The organism is Streptococcus mitis (assembly GCF_000722755.1).
Lineage (GTDB): Bacteria > Bacillota > Bacilli > Lactobacillales > Streptococcaceae > Streptococcus > Streptococcus mitis_CM.
On sequence record NZ_JPFY01000013.1, the window covers coordinates 381,521 to 396,685 of the forward strand.

At 36.8% G+C, this 15,165-nt stretch carries 20 protein-coding genes and 1 pseudogene; 17 read left to right on the top strand and 4 right to left on the bottom strand.

The window, feature by feature from the left end; genetic code table 11:
- The first annotated feature begins 410 nt into the window (after positions 1–410).
- From sodA to SK578_RS05105, 5 genes are all read left to right on the top strand, one after another.
- On the top strand, positions 411–1,016 hold the full coding sequence (gene sodA / locus SK578_RS05085; RefSeq protein WP_000974733.1) for a superoxide dismutase SodA: 606 nt from the start codon (positions 411–413) through the stop codon (positions 1,014–1,016).
- A 156-nt stretch (positions 1,017–1,172) separates the two neighbouring features.
- A complete protein-coding gene (locus SK578_RS05090; protein WP_042751001.1) occupies positions 1,173–1,703 on the top strand; it encodes a YutD family protein in 531 nt (176 codons plus the stop codon).
- A 19-nt stretch (positions 1,704–1,722) separates the two neighbouring features.
- Positions 1,723–2,808 carry a dual-specificity RNA methyltransferase RlmN gene (rlmN, locus tag SK578_RS05095; protein ID WP_042751002.1) on the top strand — a complete coding sequence of 362 codons (1,086 nt, stop codon included), beginning with the start codon at positions 1,723–1,725 and terminating at the stop codon, positions 2,806–2,808.
- Positions 2,808–3,290: a VanZ family protein gene (locus tag SK578_RS05100; RefSeq protein WP_042751003.1), complete on the top strand. Its 483-nt coding sequence runs from the start codon at positions 2,808–2,810 to the stop codon at positions 3,288–3,290. Before rlmN ends, SK578_RS05100 begins: the two co-directional genes overlap by 1 nt.
- Position 3,291: 1 nt before the next feature.
- A complete protein-coding gene (locus SK578_RS05105) occupies positions 3,292–4,833 on the top strand; it encodes an ABC-F family ATP-binding cassette domain-containing protein (RefSeq protein WP_000025378.1) in 1,542 nt (513 codons plus the stop codon).
- A 55-nt stretch (positions 4,834–4,888) separates the two neighbouring features.
- On the opposite strand, the gene SK578_RS05110 is transcribed toward SK578_RS05105, so the two are convergent.
- A complete protein-coding gene (locus SK578_RS05110; RefSeq protein ID WP_042751004.1) occupies positions 4,889–5,692 on the bottom strand; it encodes a peptidylprolyl isomerase in 804 nt (267 codons plus the stop codon).
- 152 nt (positions 5,693–5,844) lie between these two features.
- Positions 5,845–6,045: pseudogene (locus tag SK578_RS11230) on the bottom strand (hypothetical protein).
- 175 nt (positions 6,046–6,220) lie between these two features.
- Between SK578_RS11230 and rpsP the strand changes: the two are divergent.
- The 7 genes from rpsP to SK578_RS05145 all read left to right on the top strand — a co-directional run bounded on the left by rpsP (position 6,221) and on the right by SK578_RS05145 (position 9,921).
- Positions 6,221–6,493 carry a 30S ribosomal protein S16 gene (gene rpsP / locus SK578_RS05115; RefSeq protein ID WP_000268760.1) on the top strand — a complete coding sequence of 91 codons (273 nt, stop codon included), beginning with the start codon at positions 6,221–6,223 and terminating at the stop codon, positions 6,491–6,493.
- A gap of 19 nt (positions 6,494–6,512) precedes the next feature.
- Positions 6,513–6,752: an RNA-binding protein KphA gene (gene kphA / locus SK578_RS05120; protein WP_000379617.1), complete on the top strand. Its 240-nt coding sequence runs from the start codon at positions 6,513–6,515 to the stop codon at positions 6,750–6,752.
- 113 nt (positions 6,753–6,865) lie between these two features.
- Complete coding sequence (locus SK578_RS05125) at positions 6,866–7,417, top strand: hypothetical protein (protein ID WP_004239319.1); 552 nt, start codon at positions 6,866–6,868, stop codon at positions 7,415–7,417.
- A gap of 107 nt (positions 7,418–7,524) precedes the next feature.
- A complete protein-coding gene (locus SK578_RS05130; protein ID WP_000821028.1) occupies positions 7,525–8,313 on the top strand; it encodes an alpha/beta fold hydrolase in 789 nt (262 codons plus the stop codon).
- A 30-nt stretch (positions 8,314–8,343) separates the two neighbouring features.
- Positions 8,344–8,862 (top strand): ribosome maturation factor RimM, encoded by a 519-nt coding sequence (gene rimM / locus SK578_RS05135; protein WP_001105912.1) that lies wholly within the window; start codon positions 8,344–8,346, stop codon positions 8,860–8,862.
- On the top strand, positions 8,852–9,571 hold the full coding sequence (gene trmD / locus SK578_RS05140; RefSeq protein WP_000686917.1) for a tRNA (guanosine(37)-N1)-methyltransferase TrmD: 720 nt from the start codon (positions 8,852–8,854) through the stop codon (positions 9,569–9,571). Before rimM ends, trmD begins: the two co-directional genes overlap by 11 nt.
- 11 nt (positions 9,572–9,582) lie before the next feature.
- Positions 9,583–9,921 carry an ATP cone domain-containing protein gene (locus SK578_RS05145; protein ID WP_001196041.1) on the top strand — a complete coding sequence of 113 codons (339 nt, stop codon included), beginning with the start codon at positions 9,583–9,585 and terminating at the stop codon, positions 9,919–9,921.
- 30 nt (positions 9,922–9,951) lie between these two features.
- Here the strand turns inward: SK578_RS05145 and SK578_RS05150 are convergent, their stop codons facing one another.
- Positions 9,952–10,272, bottom strand: coding sequence for a hypothetical protein (locus SK578_RS05150; protein ID WP_001216102.1), 321 nt, complete (start codon positions 10,270–10,272; stop codon positions 9,952–9,954).
- Positions 10,273–10,370: 98 nt separating this feature from the next.
- Between SK578_RS05150 and SK578_RS05155 the strand changes: the two genes are divergently transcribed.
- On the top strand, positions 10,371–10,586 hold the full coding sequence (locus SK578_RS05155) for a YdbC family protein (RefSeq protein ID WP_042751005.1): 216 nt from the start codon (positions 10,371–10,373) through the stop codon (positions 10,584–10,586).
- 53 nt (positions 10,587–10,639) lie between these two features.
- On the opposite strand, the gene SK578_RS05160 is transcribed toward SK578_RS05155, so the two are convergent.
- Positions 10,640–11,176: a biotin transporter BioY gene (locus tag SK578_RS05160; protein ID WP_042751006.1), complete on the bottom strand. Its 537-nt coding sequence runs from the start codon at positions 11,174–11,176 to the stop codon at positions 10,640–10,642.
- Positions 11,177–11,607: 431 nt separating this feature from the next.
- Here SK578_RS05160 and SK578_RS05165 point away from each other — a divergent pair, with 431 nt between their 5' ends.
- From SK578_RS05165 to SK578_RS05180, 4 genes are all read left to right on the top strand, one after another.
- Positions 11,608–11,946 carry a hypothetical protein gene (locus SK578_RS05165; protein ID WP_000746106.1) on the top strand — a complete coding sequence of 113 codons (339 nt, stop codon included), beginning with the start codon at positions 11,608–11,610 and terminating at the stop codon, positions 11,944–11,946.
- Positions 11,947–12,011: 65 nt separating this feature from the next.
- Entirely contained in the window at positions 12,012–13,994 is a 1,983-nt protein-coding gene (locus SK578_RS05170) for an ABC transporter permease (RefSeq protein ID WP_033677480.1), read from the top strand.
- On the top strand, positions 13,991–14,614 hold the full coding sequence (locus tag SK578_RS05175; protein ID WP_000151033.1) for an ATP-binding cassette domain-containing protein: 624 nt from the start codon (positions 13,991–13,993) through the stop codon (positions 14,612–14,614). Before SK578_RS05170 ends, SK578_RS05175 begins: the two co-directional genes overlap by 4 nt.
- Positions 14,611–15,111, top strand: coding sequence for a hypothetical protein (locus SK578_RS05180; protein ID WP_000721122.1), 501 nt, complete (start codon positions 14,611–14,613; stop codon positions 15,109–15,111). Before SK578_RS05175 ends, SK578_RS05180 begins: the two co-directional genes overlap by 4 nt.
- Positions 15,112–15,165: the final 54 nt, after the last annotated feature.

A 15,165-nucleotide genomic window follows, 5' to 3' on the forward strand; every position in this document is an offset into this window, starting at 1 on the left:
TTTTTGAAACTATAACCCGCGTCAATATTATTTTGTCGTGGGTTTCTTAGTGATTTACTTATTTTATACTCAAGGAAAATCAAAGAGCAAACTAGGAAACTAGCCGCAGGTTGCTCAAAGCACTGCTTTGAGGTTGTAGATAAGACTGACGAAGTCAGCTCAAAACACTGTTTTGAGGTTGTAGATAAGACTGACGAAGTCAGCTCAAAACACTGCTTTGAGGTTGTAGATAAGACTGACGAAGTCAGTAACATACCTACGGCAAGGCGACGTTGACGCGGTTTGAAGAGATTTTCGAAGAGTATTATTAGAATATATTTCAGTGATTTCCTTATCTATAAGCAAAAAACTTGAAAAAAGTGAATGTTTGCGTTATCATTTTCATATAGAAAGAAAAAGAGGTATTACAGATGGCTATTATCTTACCAGATCTTCCATATGCATACGACGCTTTGGAACCATACATCGATGCGGAAACAATGCACTTGCACCATGACAAACACCATCAAACTTATGTCAACAATGCCAATGCAGCTCTTGAAAAACACCCTGAAATCGGTGAAGACCTTGAAGCCTTGCTTGCTGATGTAGAATCTATCCCAGCTGATATCCGTCAAGCACTTATCAACAATGGTGGTGGACACTTGAACCACGCTCTTTTCTGGGAATTGATGACTCCTGAAAAAACAGCTCCATCAGCAGAACTTGCAGCAGCAATCGATGCAACATTTGGTTCATTTGAAGAATTCCAAGCGGCCTTTACAGCAGCAGCTACAACTCGCTTCGGTTCTGGATGGGCATGGTTGGTTGTTAACAAAGAAGGTAAACTTGAAGTGACTTCAACAGCAAACCAAGATACACCAATTTCAGAAGGTAAAAAACCAATCTTGGGCTTGGACGTTTGGGAACATGCTTACTACGTGAAATACCGCAACGTGCGTCCTGATTACATCAAAGCTTTCTTCTCAGTGATTAACTGGAACAAAGTAGATGAACTTTACGCAGCTGCTAAATAATGGTATATGGAGGGAAGAATTGTTCTTCTCTTTTTTAGGTTATATGATTCTGGTCTGACGAAATCGTCAGACTTTTTTCATTTTTATGAGAAACGTGCTAACTGCTAGAAATTATGGTAGAATAAAGTATTAAGTAATCGTGGAAAAAGGATATCTATGCGAAAAGAAATTGCACCTGAATTATACAACTATAACAAGTTTCCTGGTCCTGAGTTTCATTTACACGGGGACAAGGTTGAAACGGAAGGGATAGCTTTTTCCTTGGTGGAAAATATCAAGGAAGCTTTTGATGTGACGACTTTTAATCAGCGTTTTTCAGAAGTCTTAACCAAGTTTGATTATATCGTGGGAGATTGGAGCAACGAACAGCTTCGCCTACGAGGTTTTTACAAGGATGATCGAACAGAAGAAAAACTTGAAAAAATCAGTCGTTTACAAGACTACCTTTTAGAGTATTGTAGTTATGGTTGTGCCTATTTTGTCCTAGAAAATGAAGCCCCTAAGCGAGCATCATTTGACAAGAAAATGCGTAAGAAGGAAGAAGAAACACCTTCTAGAAAAGGAAAGAAATCGGCTCAAACAAAACGAAAACCGAATGCAGATAAGAAAAATAGACGTCGTCAGAAAGACCAGTATTCTCAGAAAGAGGACAAGGGGCAACGTCATTTTGTCATTCGTCAGAAGTGAGTAGGAATAAGGAGAAGAAATGAAACCGTCAATTTATAGTTTAACACGTCAAACCATGCAGGAATGGGTTTTGGAGCAGGGAGAAAAGAAATTCCGTGCAAATCAAATCTGGGAATGGCTTTACCGTAAACGTGTGCAGTCATTTGAAGAGATGACCAACCTTTCCAAGGATTTGATTGCTAAGCTTAATGACCAGTTTGTGATCAACCCCTTGAAACAACGTATCGTCCAAGAGTCTGCTGATGGGACAGTTAAATATCTTTTTGAATTGCCTGATGGCATGCTGATTGAGACTGTACTTATGCGTCAACACTATGGTTTGTCAGTCTGTGTGACCACTCAGGTCGGCTGTAATATCGGTTGTACCTTCTGTGCCTCTGGTTTGATTAAGAAACAACGTGACCTCAATAATGGGGAAATTGTAGCGCAAATCATGCTGGTTCAGAAATACTTTGATGAGCGTGGTCAGGACGAACGCGTCAGCCATATTGTTGTCATGGGAATTGGTGAACCATTTGATAACTACAACAATGTCTTAAATTTCGTCCGTACCATCAACGATGACAAGGGAATGGCAATCGGTGCTCGTCACATCACGGTTTCAACCTCAGGTTTGGCTCATAAAATTCGTGACTTTGCTAATGAAGGAGTTCAGGTCAATCTTGCCGTTTCCCTTCATGCACCTAACAATGAACTGCGCTCAAGCATCATGAAGATTAACCGTGCTTTTCCGATTGAAAAACTCTTTGCGGCTATTGAGTACTATATCGAAACAACCAATCGTCGTGTGACCTTTGAGTATATCATGCTCAATGAAGTCAACGATGGTGTAGAACAAGCCTTAGAATTAGCTGAATTGCTCAAGAACATCAAGAAATTGTCTTATGTAAACTTGATTCCTTATAACCCAGTTAGTGAGCATGACCAATATAGCCGTAGTCCTAAAGAGCGCGTCATGGCCTTCTATGATACACTCAAGAAAAAAGGGGTTAACTGTGTTGTTCGTCAAGAGCACGGAACAGATATTGATGCAGCTTGTGGACAATTGCGTTCCAATACAATGAAACGTGACCGCCAGAAAGCAGTCGCAGCAGTCAATCCTTAATGATGAAGAAGACTTATAATCATATTTTGGTCTGGGGAGTCATTTTCTATAGCATTTGCATTGTCTATTTTTGCTTTACTCCTCAAGAACATTCTCCCGTGGGAGTGGAAACTCCAGGTATTCAGCATCTTGGACGCCTGGTTTTTCTTTTGACTCCTTTCAATTCCCTCTGGAAACTAGGTGAAGTGAGTGACATTGGACAATTATATTGGATTTTTCTACAAAATATCCTTAATGTCTTCTTGCTTTTTCCTTTGGTGTTTCAACTCCTTTATCTCTTTCCAAACTTGCGGAAAACAAGAAAAGTGATCTTTTTCAGTTTTCTAGTGAGTCTTGGAATCGAGTGTACGCAGTTGGTCTTGGACTTTTTCTTTGATTTTAATCGTGTCTTTGAGATTGATGATTTGTGGACCAATACCTTGGGTGGCTATCTGGCTTGGCTTCTCTATAAACGATTACATAAAAACAAGATAAGGAATTAATATGAGTATTTTAGAAGTTAAAAATCTGAGTCACGGTTTTGGTGACCGTGCAATTTTTGAAGATGTGTCCTTCCGTCTCCTCAAGGGAGAACATATCGGTCTGGTCGGTGCTAATGGTGAAGGGAAATCAACCTTTATGAGCATCGTGACTGGTAAAATGTTGCCAGATGAAGGGAAGGTTGAGTGGTCTAAATATGTGACTGCTGGTTACTTGGATCAGCACTCCGTCCTTGCTGAAGGGCAGTCGGTACGTGATGTTCTCCGTACAGCATTTGATGAACTTTTCAAAGCTGAAGCTCGTATCAATGACCTTTATATGGAAATGGCTGAAGACGGTGCGGATGTTGATGCTCTCATGGAAGAAGTTGGCGAACTTCAAGACCGTTTAGAGAGTCGTGATTTCTATACCTTGGATGCTAAGATTGACGAAGTGGCGCGTGCCCTTGGTGTTATGGACTTTGGCATGGATACGGATGTAACCTCTTTGTCAGGTGGGCAAAGAACCAAGGTGCTTTTGGCAAAACTTCTCCTTGAAAAGCCTGATATCTTACTTTTGGATGAGCCGACCAACTACTTGGATGCTGAGCATATTGATTGGCTCAAGCGCTATCTCCAAAACTATGAGAATGCCTTTGTTCTTATTTCACACGATATTCCATTCCTGAACGACGTGATCAATATTGTTTATCATGTGGAAAATCAACAGTTGACACGATACTCTGGTGACTACTACCAGTTCCAAGAAGTCTATGCTATGAAGAAATCTCAGCTAGAGGCTGCCTACGAACGTCAGCAAAAAGAAATTGCGGACCTTAAGGACTTTGTTGCCCGAAACAAAGCGCGTGTTGCAACACGAAACATGGCCATGTCCCGTCAGAAGAAATTGGATAAGATGGATATTATCGAACTGCAAAGTGAGAAACCAAAACCATCCTTTGATTTCAAACCAGCTCGTACGCCAGGGCGCTTTATCTTCCAAGCCAAGGATTTGCAAATTGGTTATGATCGTCCTCTGACCAAGCCTTTAAATCTTACCTTTGAACGTAATCAAAAGGTTGCTATTATCGGGGCAAATGGTATCGGGAAAACAACTCTCTTGAAGTCTCTCTTGGGCATTATTCCGCCAATTGCTGGGGAAGTGGAGCGTGGAGATTATCTAGAACTTGGCTACTTTGAACAAGAAGTAGAAGGCGGTAATCGCCAAACACCACTAGAGGCTGTTTGGAATGCCTTTCCAGCTCTCAACCAAGCAGAAGTTCGTGCAGCCCTTGCCCGTTGTGGTTTGACAACTAAGCATATCGAAAGTCAAATTCAGGTTTTGTCAGGTGGGGAACAAGCCAAAGTTCGTTTCTGTCTCTTGATGAATCGTGAAAACAACGTTTTAGTGCTGGACGAGCCGACCAACCACTTGGATGTGGATGCCAAGGATGAACTCAAACGCGCTCTCAAAGAATACAAGGGATCTATCCTTATGGTCTGCCACGAACCAGACTTCTATGAAGGCTGGATGGACCAAATATGGGATTTTAATAATTTAACTTAAGAATGAGAGTAAAAGAAATACAGTACCGAATGTGGATACTGTATTTCTTTGGTTTTTATGATTTAAAATCGTAGTCTTTCACCACTTCGATGTTGTCGATAGTAATAGCAGTCGTTGGTTTATCTTTCTCATCTTTTTCGGCTTTAGCAATCTTATCTACAACATCCATACCGTCAATCACTTGACCAAAGACTGGGTGTTTACCATCTAGACTAGGATTTCCCCCTTCTTTGTAGGCTTCGATGATTTTCTTTGGATACTTGCTTGTAGGGAGCTTAGCAGAGGTATCAGTAGAGTTTTGGTTGATAAAGAACTGGCTGCCGTTGGTGTTTGGTTGACCAGTATTAGCCATAGCAAGAGCACCACGGATGTTATAGAGATAAGGAGTAATCTCGTTCTTGAAACCAGTTCCCTTGTCTTTGGTTTTATCCTTGTCATGCCAGATAGACTGACCACCTGTACCGTCTCCTTTTGGATCCCCAGTTTGAACCATGAAGCCATCGATGACACGATGGAAGGTAATACCGTTATAGTATCCTTCTTTAGCATGAGTGAGGAAGTTTTCAACCGTTAGAGGAGCGAGTTTAGGGAAGAGTTTGATACGGATATCTCCTTGACTTGTGTGGAGAATCACTTCAGCTTCATCTTCAGCAACTTCTTTAGATAGTTGTGGGAAATTGGCGTTTTCGTTTGTTAAAGCATCGTTTAACTCCTTGGCAGATTGGGCAGCTGCTTTGGAACTTTCTTCAGCAGCTAAGCTAGAATCTACATAGTCATCACCACGCAAACTACGTTGGATGTTGCTACATCCAGCTAGAGCTACAGTGGATAGTAAAAGAAGGGTTGCTAGTTTTTTCATTCTATTCCTCTCAAAAATTCATTTCTACCATTGTACCCTAAAAGGAAGGGGATTTCAAATGTTAGTGACAAGACAGTTTAAGAGGAAGCCAACCATAAAATCGCTTGATTAGAGGTATCAATACCATAAGTGTACTCGAAGTATTTTGGGAACTAGGTTTCGGTGGTAAAAGTACCAAACTGGATTCTCCATAGTAGAATGATATCACCTGCAAGCAAATCATCTGCTCATAAGTCCATATTTCGTTTGGGAACGGGCTTAGGATTTAGGAGCCAAGTATCCAAATCTCGTTCAGGCGATATGAAGGGCTTGACTTGATGGTCTTTATAAAATGTTTCTAAAATAGTATTTATGACATTCTCTTTCCGATTTTTCTTTAAAAATATAACAAATTTCTAAATGGTTTAAAAATTTTATAGTCTGTCAAGTTTTTTTCTTGACACCTATCAGAAATCTGTTATAATAGAACATGTGCTAAATAGCTCAGCTATTTCACCGAAATAAAAAATAAGAAAAGAGACTTTAAAAATGGCAGTTAAAATCCGTTTGACTCGTATGGGTTCTAAGAAAAAACCTTTCTACCGTATCAACGTAGCAGATTCACGCTCACCACGTGACGGACGTTTCATCGAAACAGTTGGAACTTACAACCCACTTGTTGCTGAAAACCAAGTAACTTTGAAAGAAGACCGCGTTCTTGCATGGTTGGCTGATGGAGCTCAACCTTCAGATACAGTTCGCAACATCCTTTCAAAAGAAGGTGTATTGAAGAAATTCCACGATTCTAAATTCTCAAAATAAGTTTAAAGTAGGTTGACAGATGGATACGATTGAAAATCTCATTATTGCGATTGTGAAACCCTTGATTTCACAACCAGATGCCTTAACTATCAAGATTGAAGATACACCAGAGTTTTTGGAATATCATTTGGATCTTGATCAAAGCGATGTGGGTCGTGTAATCGGTCGTAAGGGTCGCACTATTTCTGCGATAAGAACGATTGTCTACTCTGTCCCAACTGAAGACAAAAAAGTAAGAATCGTTATTGACGAAAAATAAGAAGGGCGGGACGGATGTCTCGCTTTTTTTGTGTGGAGAAGTGTAAAATAGCATCCATCAAGTAACAGCATAATCGGGATTTGGAAGGATTTTTGAAGGGGGACTGGAAAAGAATGAACATTGATTGTATTTTAAACATAGATTGGGCAATGTACATTGATTGGTTATTGCGAATTTTACAGATTTCGACTTTTATAGGTGTAATTTTAAAAATTAGTTTTCAGAATAAGGCCTATATCAATAATATCGAAATTCAGGTAATTAAACCAATCGAATTTGATTCCTTACATACGAGATTTCATCATATATATGAGTTTAAACATGATGAAAATGATAAACATTATAACCATTTGATTTTTTATCCAAAGGAAGTTGATATTGAAATTATAGAATTTTATTCTTTAATCTATGATTCAAAAAGTAATCGTTTAGTTGATAATGATAAACTGCATACAGTTAAAAATTTAAAGAATTATACATGCTTATTGATTCATACAAATTTACCAGAGAATATGCCTAGTTTAAGAATGAAATGGAAAACAAGTCAGGGTGAAATTGGCGAGTATACATTTTATAGTAATATGTATAATGGGAATGTGAATATCTCATCTTTCAAATATAAATTAACATTAAAGAGGAAACTATTAGCACTTTTTGGACTATAGCGACCCCTCTATGTATCTTCCTCCAACTTGAGAAAATCCTTGGAACGTGTTAAAATAAAGGATAAGGATTTTTAATAATTCATTATATAGAACGAGTGGATTTCTTTATGAAGAGGATTGAAGTATCTACAGAAATTGGTAGTCTCTCTGTTACTTATCAAAAGCAAAAGAAAATGCTAGTTTGTTTAAGTGGCGCAGGTTTGCTACCAAGTTATGAAAATTTTTCACTTATACTTGAAAAACTTCCTCCTACAATTGGTTATTTGACTATTGATTTTCCGAACACAGGTAGGAGTCCGATGAATGACCAAGCTGGAAAAAATCTGGATAATCTTGCAGATGCAGTTTATGAAGTACTTGAAGAATTGGCGATTTCTGAATATATACTTTGTGTACATAGTTTGAGTGGAATTTTAGCTTGTAAATTGCTCAAGAAACCAATTAAGTGTCAGGCTTTAGTAGCAATTGAACCGACAACTAAAAACGTCATGTTTGCTGATTTTTCAGAAAATTCTTATCCAGAAATGGAAGAGCAGATGAGGCTGATTGACGAGTGTGGTCCTGAACTTTATTTTAAGAACTTAACTCAAGCAACATTTAGACCTGAAATTAATAAAGAAATCTGGGAAATAATGCAGGGAAAAGGCTCAGAGTTGGAAAATCAAGATCCAGGATTTCAAATATCTGGAGAGATTACTGAGGAAGATTTTGAGAATTTGTCGATAGAAACTTGTACCCCTGTATTTATTTTTTGTCAGCCTTATAGAGAAAAAGAGTACAGAGAATCAGAATATTGGACTTCCAATACTAAACTCATTTTAGGAGGGAATCACCATTATTTACAATGGTCAGAATCAGAAAAAATTGCGACTATTATTCGAGAATTGTTAGAATAAGATGGATAGAAATAAAGTACAGGAGACAAGATGAACTACTTTAATGTTGGGAAAATCGTCAATACGCAAGGATTGCAGGGTGAGATGCGAGTCTTGTCTGTGACGGATTTTGCAGAAGAACGGTTTAAAAAAGGTACTGAGCTGGCTTTGTTTGATGAAAAAGATCAGTTTGTTCAAACAGTGACCATCGCTAGCCACCGTAAACAGAAGAACTTTGACATTATTAAATTCAAAGATATGTACCATATCAACGCTATCGAAAAGTACAAGGGATACAGTCTCAAGGTTGCTGAGGAAGATTTGAATGACCTAGACGATGGTGAATTCTACTATCACGAGATTATCGGTTTGGAAGTCTATGAGGGTGATAACTTGATTGGAACCATCAAGGAAATCCTGCAACCAGGTGCTAACGATGTCTGGGTGGTCAAGCGAAAAGGCAAGCGTGATTTGCTCTTGCCTTATATCCCACCAGTGATTCTCAATGTTGATATTCCAAATAACCGAGTCGATGTGGAAATCTTAGAAGGGTTAGACGATGAAGATTGATATTTTAACCCTTTTTCCAGAGATGTTTTCTCCGCTAGAGCACTCAATCGTTGGAAAGGCTCGAGAAAAGGGGCTCTTGGATATCCAGTATCATAATTTTCGAGAAAATGCTGAAAAGGCCCGCCATGTCGACGATGAGCCCTACGGAGGCGGTCAGGGGATGTTGCTCCGAGCCCAACCCATTTTCGATGCCTTTGATGCTATTGAAAAGAAAAATCCGCGCGTCATTCTCCTCGATCCTGCTGGAAAGCAGTTTGATCAGGCTTATGCTGAGGATTTGGCTCAAGAGGAAGAGTTAATCTTTATCTGTGGGCACTATGAGGGTTATGATGAGCGTATTAAGACCTTGGTGACAGATGAGGTTTCTCTGGGAGACTATGTACTGACTGGTGGTGAGTTGGCAGCTATGACCATGATTGATGCTACGGTACGCCTGATTCCAGAAGTGATTGGCAAGGAGTCTAGCCACCAAGATGATAGTTTTTCTTCTGGGCTTCTCGAATATCCTCAGTACACACGTCCCTACGATTATCGAGGTATGGTTGTGCCAGATGTACTGATGAGTGGACACCATGAAAAGATTCGTCAGTGGCGCCTGTATGAGAGTTTAAAGAAAACCTATGAACGCAGACCGGATTTGCTTGAACATTATCAACTGACAGCAGAAGAAGAAAAAATGCTGGCAGAAATTAAAGAAAACAAAGAATAAAGGAGATACCTATGCAAGTAATCAAACGTGATGGAGAAATTGCTGAATTTAATCCAGATAAGATTTACCAAGCTATCTTAAAAGCAGCCCAGACTGTCTATGTATTGACAGATGATTTACGTCAAAACCTTGCACAAGTCACTAAGAAAGTGGTTTTGGATTTGGAAGAGGCCAAGGTGGAACGTGCTACCATTAGCATGATTCAGTCTATGGTTGAACATCGTTTACTGGGTGCAGGTTACATTACCATTGCAGAACACTACATTTCCTATCGTCTACAACGTGACTTGGAAAGAAGTGGTTATGGAGATCATATCGCGGTTCATTTACATTTTGAACAAGTTCGCTAAGAAAAAAGAGTGGGATGAAACAACTACATCTCACTCTTTCTTAAATCTATTTTTTTGGGCTGTTTGGACGGTTGAAGGGACAAATCGTAGGCGTTGAATATCGCTTATGCGGATAATACGGGTCACATTTTTGGCAAAATTTTTCACGATAATTTGCTGGCGTTGCTGATCGTATTTGATGATGTCACCTGTAAAACTTGTCTCTGACAAGATAAGGTGAACAGCAGTTTGTTTCTGGATAGCCTCTTCAATAGTAGCTGTAAGGGAGTTGCTTTCAGTCTGGTCTGGTTCTTCATGTCCATTTAAAAAGTCATGTATTTTATCTAGAACTTGCTGGAATTTATGTCTCATATTGGCCTCCCTTCTTTTATATCAATATTATATAAAATTTTCCTAAAATCTACAAGATTTTACGAATAATCAAATGAAAGCTAAAAAAGGAGAAGAAAATGGCAGAATTTACTTTTAAAATCGAAGAGCACTTGTTGACTCTTTCTGAAAACGAAAAAGGTTGGACCAAGGAAATCAACCGTGTGAGCTTTAATGGTGCTCCTGCAAAGTTTGATATTCGTGCTTGGAGTCCAGATCATACTAAAATGGGCAAAGGGATTACTCTCTCAAATGAAGAATTTCAAACAATGGTGGATGCTTTTAAAGATAACTAAGTTGTCAAAATAAAAGAAAAGGATACTGAGTCATGATAACTCGATATCCTTTTTTAGTTAGTAAAGTAAGCCTGATTTTTAAGGCGTTGAAGTAAGGGACGGCTAATAAAACTAATAGCAATAATTTTACCAAGATCTGGGATGATAAAGGGAATGACCCCCACAACAAGAGCTTTTTCAAATGCCATTCCAGCTAGGAAATGCAAGCTAAGAATCCCTCCGATAAAGACAAGGGCATCACCCAAGAGGTTTGCAAGAAAAATCTTGATAACACCACTCTTGCTGTTAGTTAGGGAAGAAGTAAGTCCAGAGTATACAAGATAAAACCAAAGATAGCCTGCAGTAGGGCCAACTAAAGCCTGAAAACCAGCTCCACCTCCTGCAAAGACAGGAAGACCGATAGCACCTAGAAGAAGATAGAGTCCAACAGAAAGTACAGCCTCTCTCGGTCTGAAGACAGTAGCAATCAAGCCGATTGCAAAGTTTTGCAGAGTGAAGGGAACAGGTCCAATTGGAAGACTGATTTGTGCCAAAACAGCAATGAGAGCAGCTCCAATAGCAGGGATAGCATAAACATGAGCTTTTTTCAAAATAGTTAACCTCTTTTCTGATATATAGTAACTATTATACTTAAATCAACACTATTGTCAACCTGTTTAAGTAACATGGGTAACAAAAAACTGTAACGGCCGATTTGATTGACAAGAGAAATTTGATAATTGTTTTTTATCGATTTGTAAATCAGTTTTATATAGATAATCCCATTTTATACATAAAAAATATACTATAAATACTTGACAAACTAAAAAATAAGTGCTACATTAATAAATGTAAACGGATACATTTATATGTGTTCAATTTTAAAAGGAGGGGTAGTTATGAGATATTTTAACGACTCTAGATACCATAACGGTGATTAAAAACCTAAATATAATCAATTCATATTAAAGTAATATGGATGGACTAAAAAGGGGACTGTTGCTTATTCTTCATCAAATATTTTAATTAAAGGAGAAGTAAAATGAAAAAAAGAATTAACAAGAAAGCATCTGTTTTTCTAGTCGCAAGTGTTTTAAGTTTTAGCTTTGCTACTGTAGCTAGTATTGTTAGTGCAACTACAGCACACCCTGCTCCAAGTCCCATTATTGATGTATGGGAATATGGTGTAAATGATAACTCTGGTTATTCGAATTACTTTGTTAGTTCTCCAGATAATATTGGTTCAAAATCTTCAGTAACGAATTTTTGGGGAACAGTTAAAGCTCAGGATAAACAAGATTATGGATGGGCATATTCAAGTGCTACAAAATCTTGGAGCGATGTTCGATTAAATGCATATTGGGATTATTATAGATTTTAAAAATGATTTATGAAAACAAGAGACCCAATTATAAAATAGGGTCTCTTGTAATATGGTAATTGCTTATGAAATTAAAATTATGTATCATTGGATTCTTCTTCTGTTTGATTGCTGCAATTGGTTGGGTCACTATTAGCGATACAGAAATGCCCATACCTTTACCAATTGATGGTGCTTTTTCTATTCAAGGAAAAAGCAATCTTTCAAATAACGAAATATACGAAATGGTTCGTGATTTATCAAAATCGGAAAAGGTTACCATTTACAAGCCCATCGTTCAGAGTTCGGGTCAGTTGAGGTATGTAAATTTTGATGATGTAAATAATGAACAATTAAAGTCAACACCAATAATAGGGATGTATTACACCCTTGGGAAAATGGATATAGATAGTTTGAAACCACTTACGATGACGGGGTTGCAAACAGTATATATGGCTTATCCTTGGTATATAGGAGGAATCTTACAATTTACTGGAACTTTAAGAATACTGTTAATGGGTTCAATTTACTTAACTTTATTAGTTGTGTTATTTGTTGTTAGAACGAAGCAGATTAAAGAAGGAGTGATACGTCGTTCTTTGGGATTGCCTGTATACGATCTAAGAAGAGATTATGGTATTTCTCTTATTTTTGAACTGATTATGATGGCTTTATTGATGATTTCTTACAGTTCTTTTTTGGGAAATGGTTTCTTCACCTATAGTTCTAAGTTATTTTTCTCTCTGATTTTAACGAATTTTATACTATTTCAAATCATTGATCTCATCACCTTTGTTTTATTTTGGTTGACGATTCAGGTTGAAAAGCCTATTGAAATTATTAAAAACAAGGCAAAAAATAAACTTATTTTTGTCGTATGGCTTGCCATTATTTCGATTATTATCCTTATCTCAGGAGTTTTTTTACAAGAAACAAAGAGTAGTCAATCCAGTATTAACATTCAGATACAGAATTTAGTACCATGGGACACAGTAAAAGACTGGAGAAGGATTGAGTTCCTTGGAATTGAAAGTAACTCTACTAAAAATGGAGAAGTTAATGATTCGGATGGTCAGTATCTACAGATAGCTGCTTCCTTAAAAAACTTAGATTATTTATATATAGATCGATCCTCAGCATATGTTCCAGATTTCATGAAAACTTCACATGTTATGGAAAATTTTTCTAAACAATTAGAAAATGACGGAATAACGAATCCAGAAATAAATAAAGAGTTGATTTATATCAATCAAACAGGTGCTAACCTACAAAATAAAGTGAATGGAACAAACTATCATCTTTTAGATAATAAGATAGCAACCATTTATATTCCTGAGAAATGGAAAGAAAATCAGAAATCTATTGAGAATACAGTTGTAGCAGAACAATTTATTGGAACAAACTATACAAAAGAAGAAATTGCAGTACAAATAATTCCTGATGGTGATAAAATTTTTTATTTCAATGAAGATGCTGATGATAATCATAAAATGAAAGAGCTTTTACCAATGGCAAGTGTAGCAGATAGCACAGATAACATTGTTGTTGTGTTAGATACGGACAAAATGATTGAAAACAACAAGTTTTCTTTGGCTAGTAATATAACAACTAAGTCTCTTTTTAGTCCTGAAGCGGTAAATAAAATAAATGAAATGGCTACCCAGTTGAATGTTTCAATGAATCCAGTAGATGTTTACCAAATTGTGAAATTAAAGATCCAGTCCTTAGAGCACCAAATTCTACTTTCACAAATTTTGCAGAAGATAATTTACAGTATTGTCTTTATACTCATTTATCAATATGTCCAACTTTATATTACCCTAAAACAGAATGAATATGTGAAGAAAATCATTTTAGGTCTGTCAAAAACATATATAGCAATTTCAAGTCTCAAGTATTTTATGATGACTATTACAATCGTTATCCTATTTACATTTCTTATGACAGGTCAAATAGAGTTGCTATATATTGGTCTTGCTTCTCTGCTCGTTTTGATGTTGTCAATAATCATGAGTTTTAGAAAATTATCTGAAAGCTACACTAAAATTTTAAAAGGAGATGAAACATGACAATTGACCTTTTGAACGTTTCAAAAAGTTTCGGCTCAAAAAAGATCTTTACAGACTTAAATTTAAAATTTGAATCTGGAAAAAGTTATGCATTGATTGGAGGTTCTGGCTCTGGTAAAAGTACCCTTCTTAATATTATAGGAAGATTAGAAAAAATTGACAGTGGGAATGTTTTAGTTGATAAACAAGATATTTGGAAGATAAAAGAAAGAACTTTTTTTAAAAATACTGTTGGATATGTATTTCAGAATTATTCTTTAATAGATAACAAAACAGTATATGATAATTTGAAACTTATCACTAAAGACAAAAAAACAATAACTGATGTACTTGAAAAAGTAGGACTGTCAAGTGACTATTTACATCAAAAAATATATGAATTGTCTGGAGGGCAGGCTCAACGTGTAGCTATTGCCAGAATGTTAATGAAACCACGTAAAATTATCTTAGCAGATGAGCCTACAGGAGCTTTAGATGGTGAGATTGGAAAAGAAATTATTCGTTTATTATTGAATGAAAGAGATGAAGATAAATATGTCATTATAGCGACGCATGATCCAGCTGTCTATAACGAAGTTGATGTGATCATTGATATGAAAGATATAGGGGATAATGTATGAAAAAGATAATTTATATTGCTTTGATCTTTGTAGCTGGAATGCTTGCCATTTTCTTCTTTGGAAAACAAATGATCACAAAAGAAAATACCAATAAACCAACACTGGAGTTAATAGTCTATACGCTTTCTTCTAGTGATACAGAAAAATGGAATAAAGTGAAACAAGTAGAAACGGAAGAAGCTACATATATCATAACTGTGAAAGAAGTAGCGTCTTCAGAAGAAGTATTTTCAAACATCATTGCAAATGGAGCTGCTGCGGGGTTCGGAGTTCGTGAAGAAGAAGTGAAGCAATTTAATAATAATTTAGGAGACACTATTGAGGACTCTAAGCATAATAAACTCATTGGAATAGAATTTTTTACTTTTTCTAATGCTGACGAGGGATTTGTAGTAGCAAATTTTGACTACGGTAGTGAAGAGTTGAATTCTCAGAAAAAAGATATGAAAGAGTTATATAAAAAAATATATGAATCTTTTAAAGAAAAGAATAAATGATTGTGTTATAATCCTTATATTTTATTATGGTTTGTTAATTGATTTTTGCATATC

Excerpts from the sequence above, each read along its gene's own strand:
- sodA (WP_000974733.1), top strand. The coding sequence starts at position 411 with ATGGCTATTATCTTACCAGATCTTCCATATGCATACGACGCTTTGGAA.
- SK578_RS05090 (WP_042751001.1), top strand. The coding sequence starts at position 1,173 with ATGCGAAAAGAAATTGCACCTGAATTATACAACTATAACAAGTTTCCT.
- rlmN (WP_042751002.1), top strand. The coding sequence starts at position 1,723 with ATGAAACCGTCAATTTATAGTTTAACACGTCAAACCATGCAGGAATGG.
- SK578_RS05100 (WP_042751003.1), top strand. The coding sequence starts at position 2,808 with ATGATGAAGAAGACTTATAATCATATTTTGGTCTGGGGAGTCATTTTC.
- SK578_RS05105 (WP_000025378.1), top strand. The coding sequence starts at position 3,292 with ATGAGTATTTTAGAAGTTAAAAATCTGAGTCACGGTTTTGGTGACCGT.
- SK578_RS05110 (WP_042751004.1), bottom strand. The coding sequence starts at position 5,692 with ATGAAAAAACTAGCAACCCTTCTTTTACTATCCACTGTAGCTCTAGCT.
- rpsP (WP_000268760.1), top strand. The coding sequence starts at position 6,221 with ATGGCAGTTAAAATCCGTTTGACTCGTATGGGTTCTAAGAAAAAACCT.
- kphA (WP_000379617.1), top strand. The coding sequence starts at position 6,513 with ATGGATACGATTGAAAATCTCATTATTGCGATTGTGAAACCCTTGATT.
- SK578_RS05125 (WP_004239319.1), top strand. The coding sequence starts at position 6,866 with ATGAACATTGATTGTATTTTAAACATAGATTGGGCAATGTACATTGAT.
- SK578_RS05130 (WP_000821028.1), top strand. The coding sequence starts at position 7,525 with ATGAAGAGGATTGAAGTATCTACAGAAATTGGTAGTCTCTCTGTTACT.
- rimM (WP_001105912.1), top strand. The coding sequence starts at position 8,344 with ATGAACTACTTTAATGTTGGGAAAATCGTCAATACGCAAGGATTGCAG.
- trmD (WP_000686917.1), top strand. The coding sequence starts at position 8,852 with ATGAAGATTGATATTTTAACCCTTTTTCCAGAGATGTTTTCTCCGCTA.
- SK578_RS05145 (WP_001196041.1), top strand. The coding sequence starts at position 9,583 with ATGCAAGTAATCAAACGTGATGGAGAAATTGCTGAATTTAATCCAGAT.
- SK578_RS05150 (WP_001216102.1), bottom strand. The coding sequence starts at position 10,272 with ATGAGACATAAATTCCAGCAAGTTCTAGATAAAATACATGACTTTTTA.
- SK578_RS05155 (WP_042751005.1), top strand. The coding sequence starts at position 10,371 with ATGGCAGAATTTACTTTTAAAATCGAAGAGCACTTGTTGACTCTTTCT.
- SK578_RS05165 (WP_000746106.1), top strand. The coding sequence starts at position 11,608 with ATGAAAAAAAGAATTAACAAGAAAGCATCTGTTTTTCTAGTCGCAAGT.
- SK578_RS05170 (WP_033677480.1), top strand. The coding sequence starts at position 12,012 with ATGAAATTAAAATTATGTATCATTGGATTCTTCTTCTGTTTGATTGCT.
- SK578_RS05175 (WP_000151033.1), top strand. The coding sequence starts at position 13,991 with ATGACAATTGACCTTTTGAACGTTTCAAAAAGTTTCGGCTCAAAAAAG.
- SK578_RS05180 (WP_000721122.1), top strand. The coding sequence starts at position 14,611 with ATGAAAAAGATAATTTATATTGCTTTGATCTTTGTAGCTGGAATGCTT.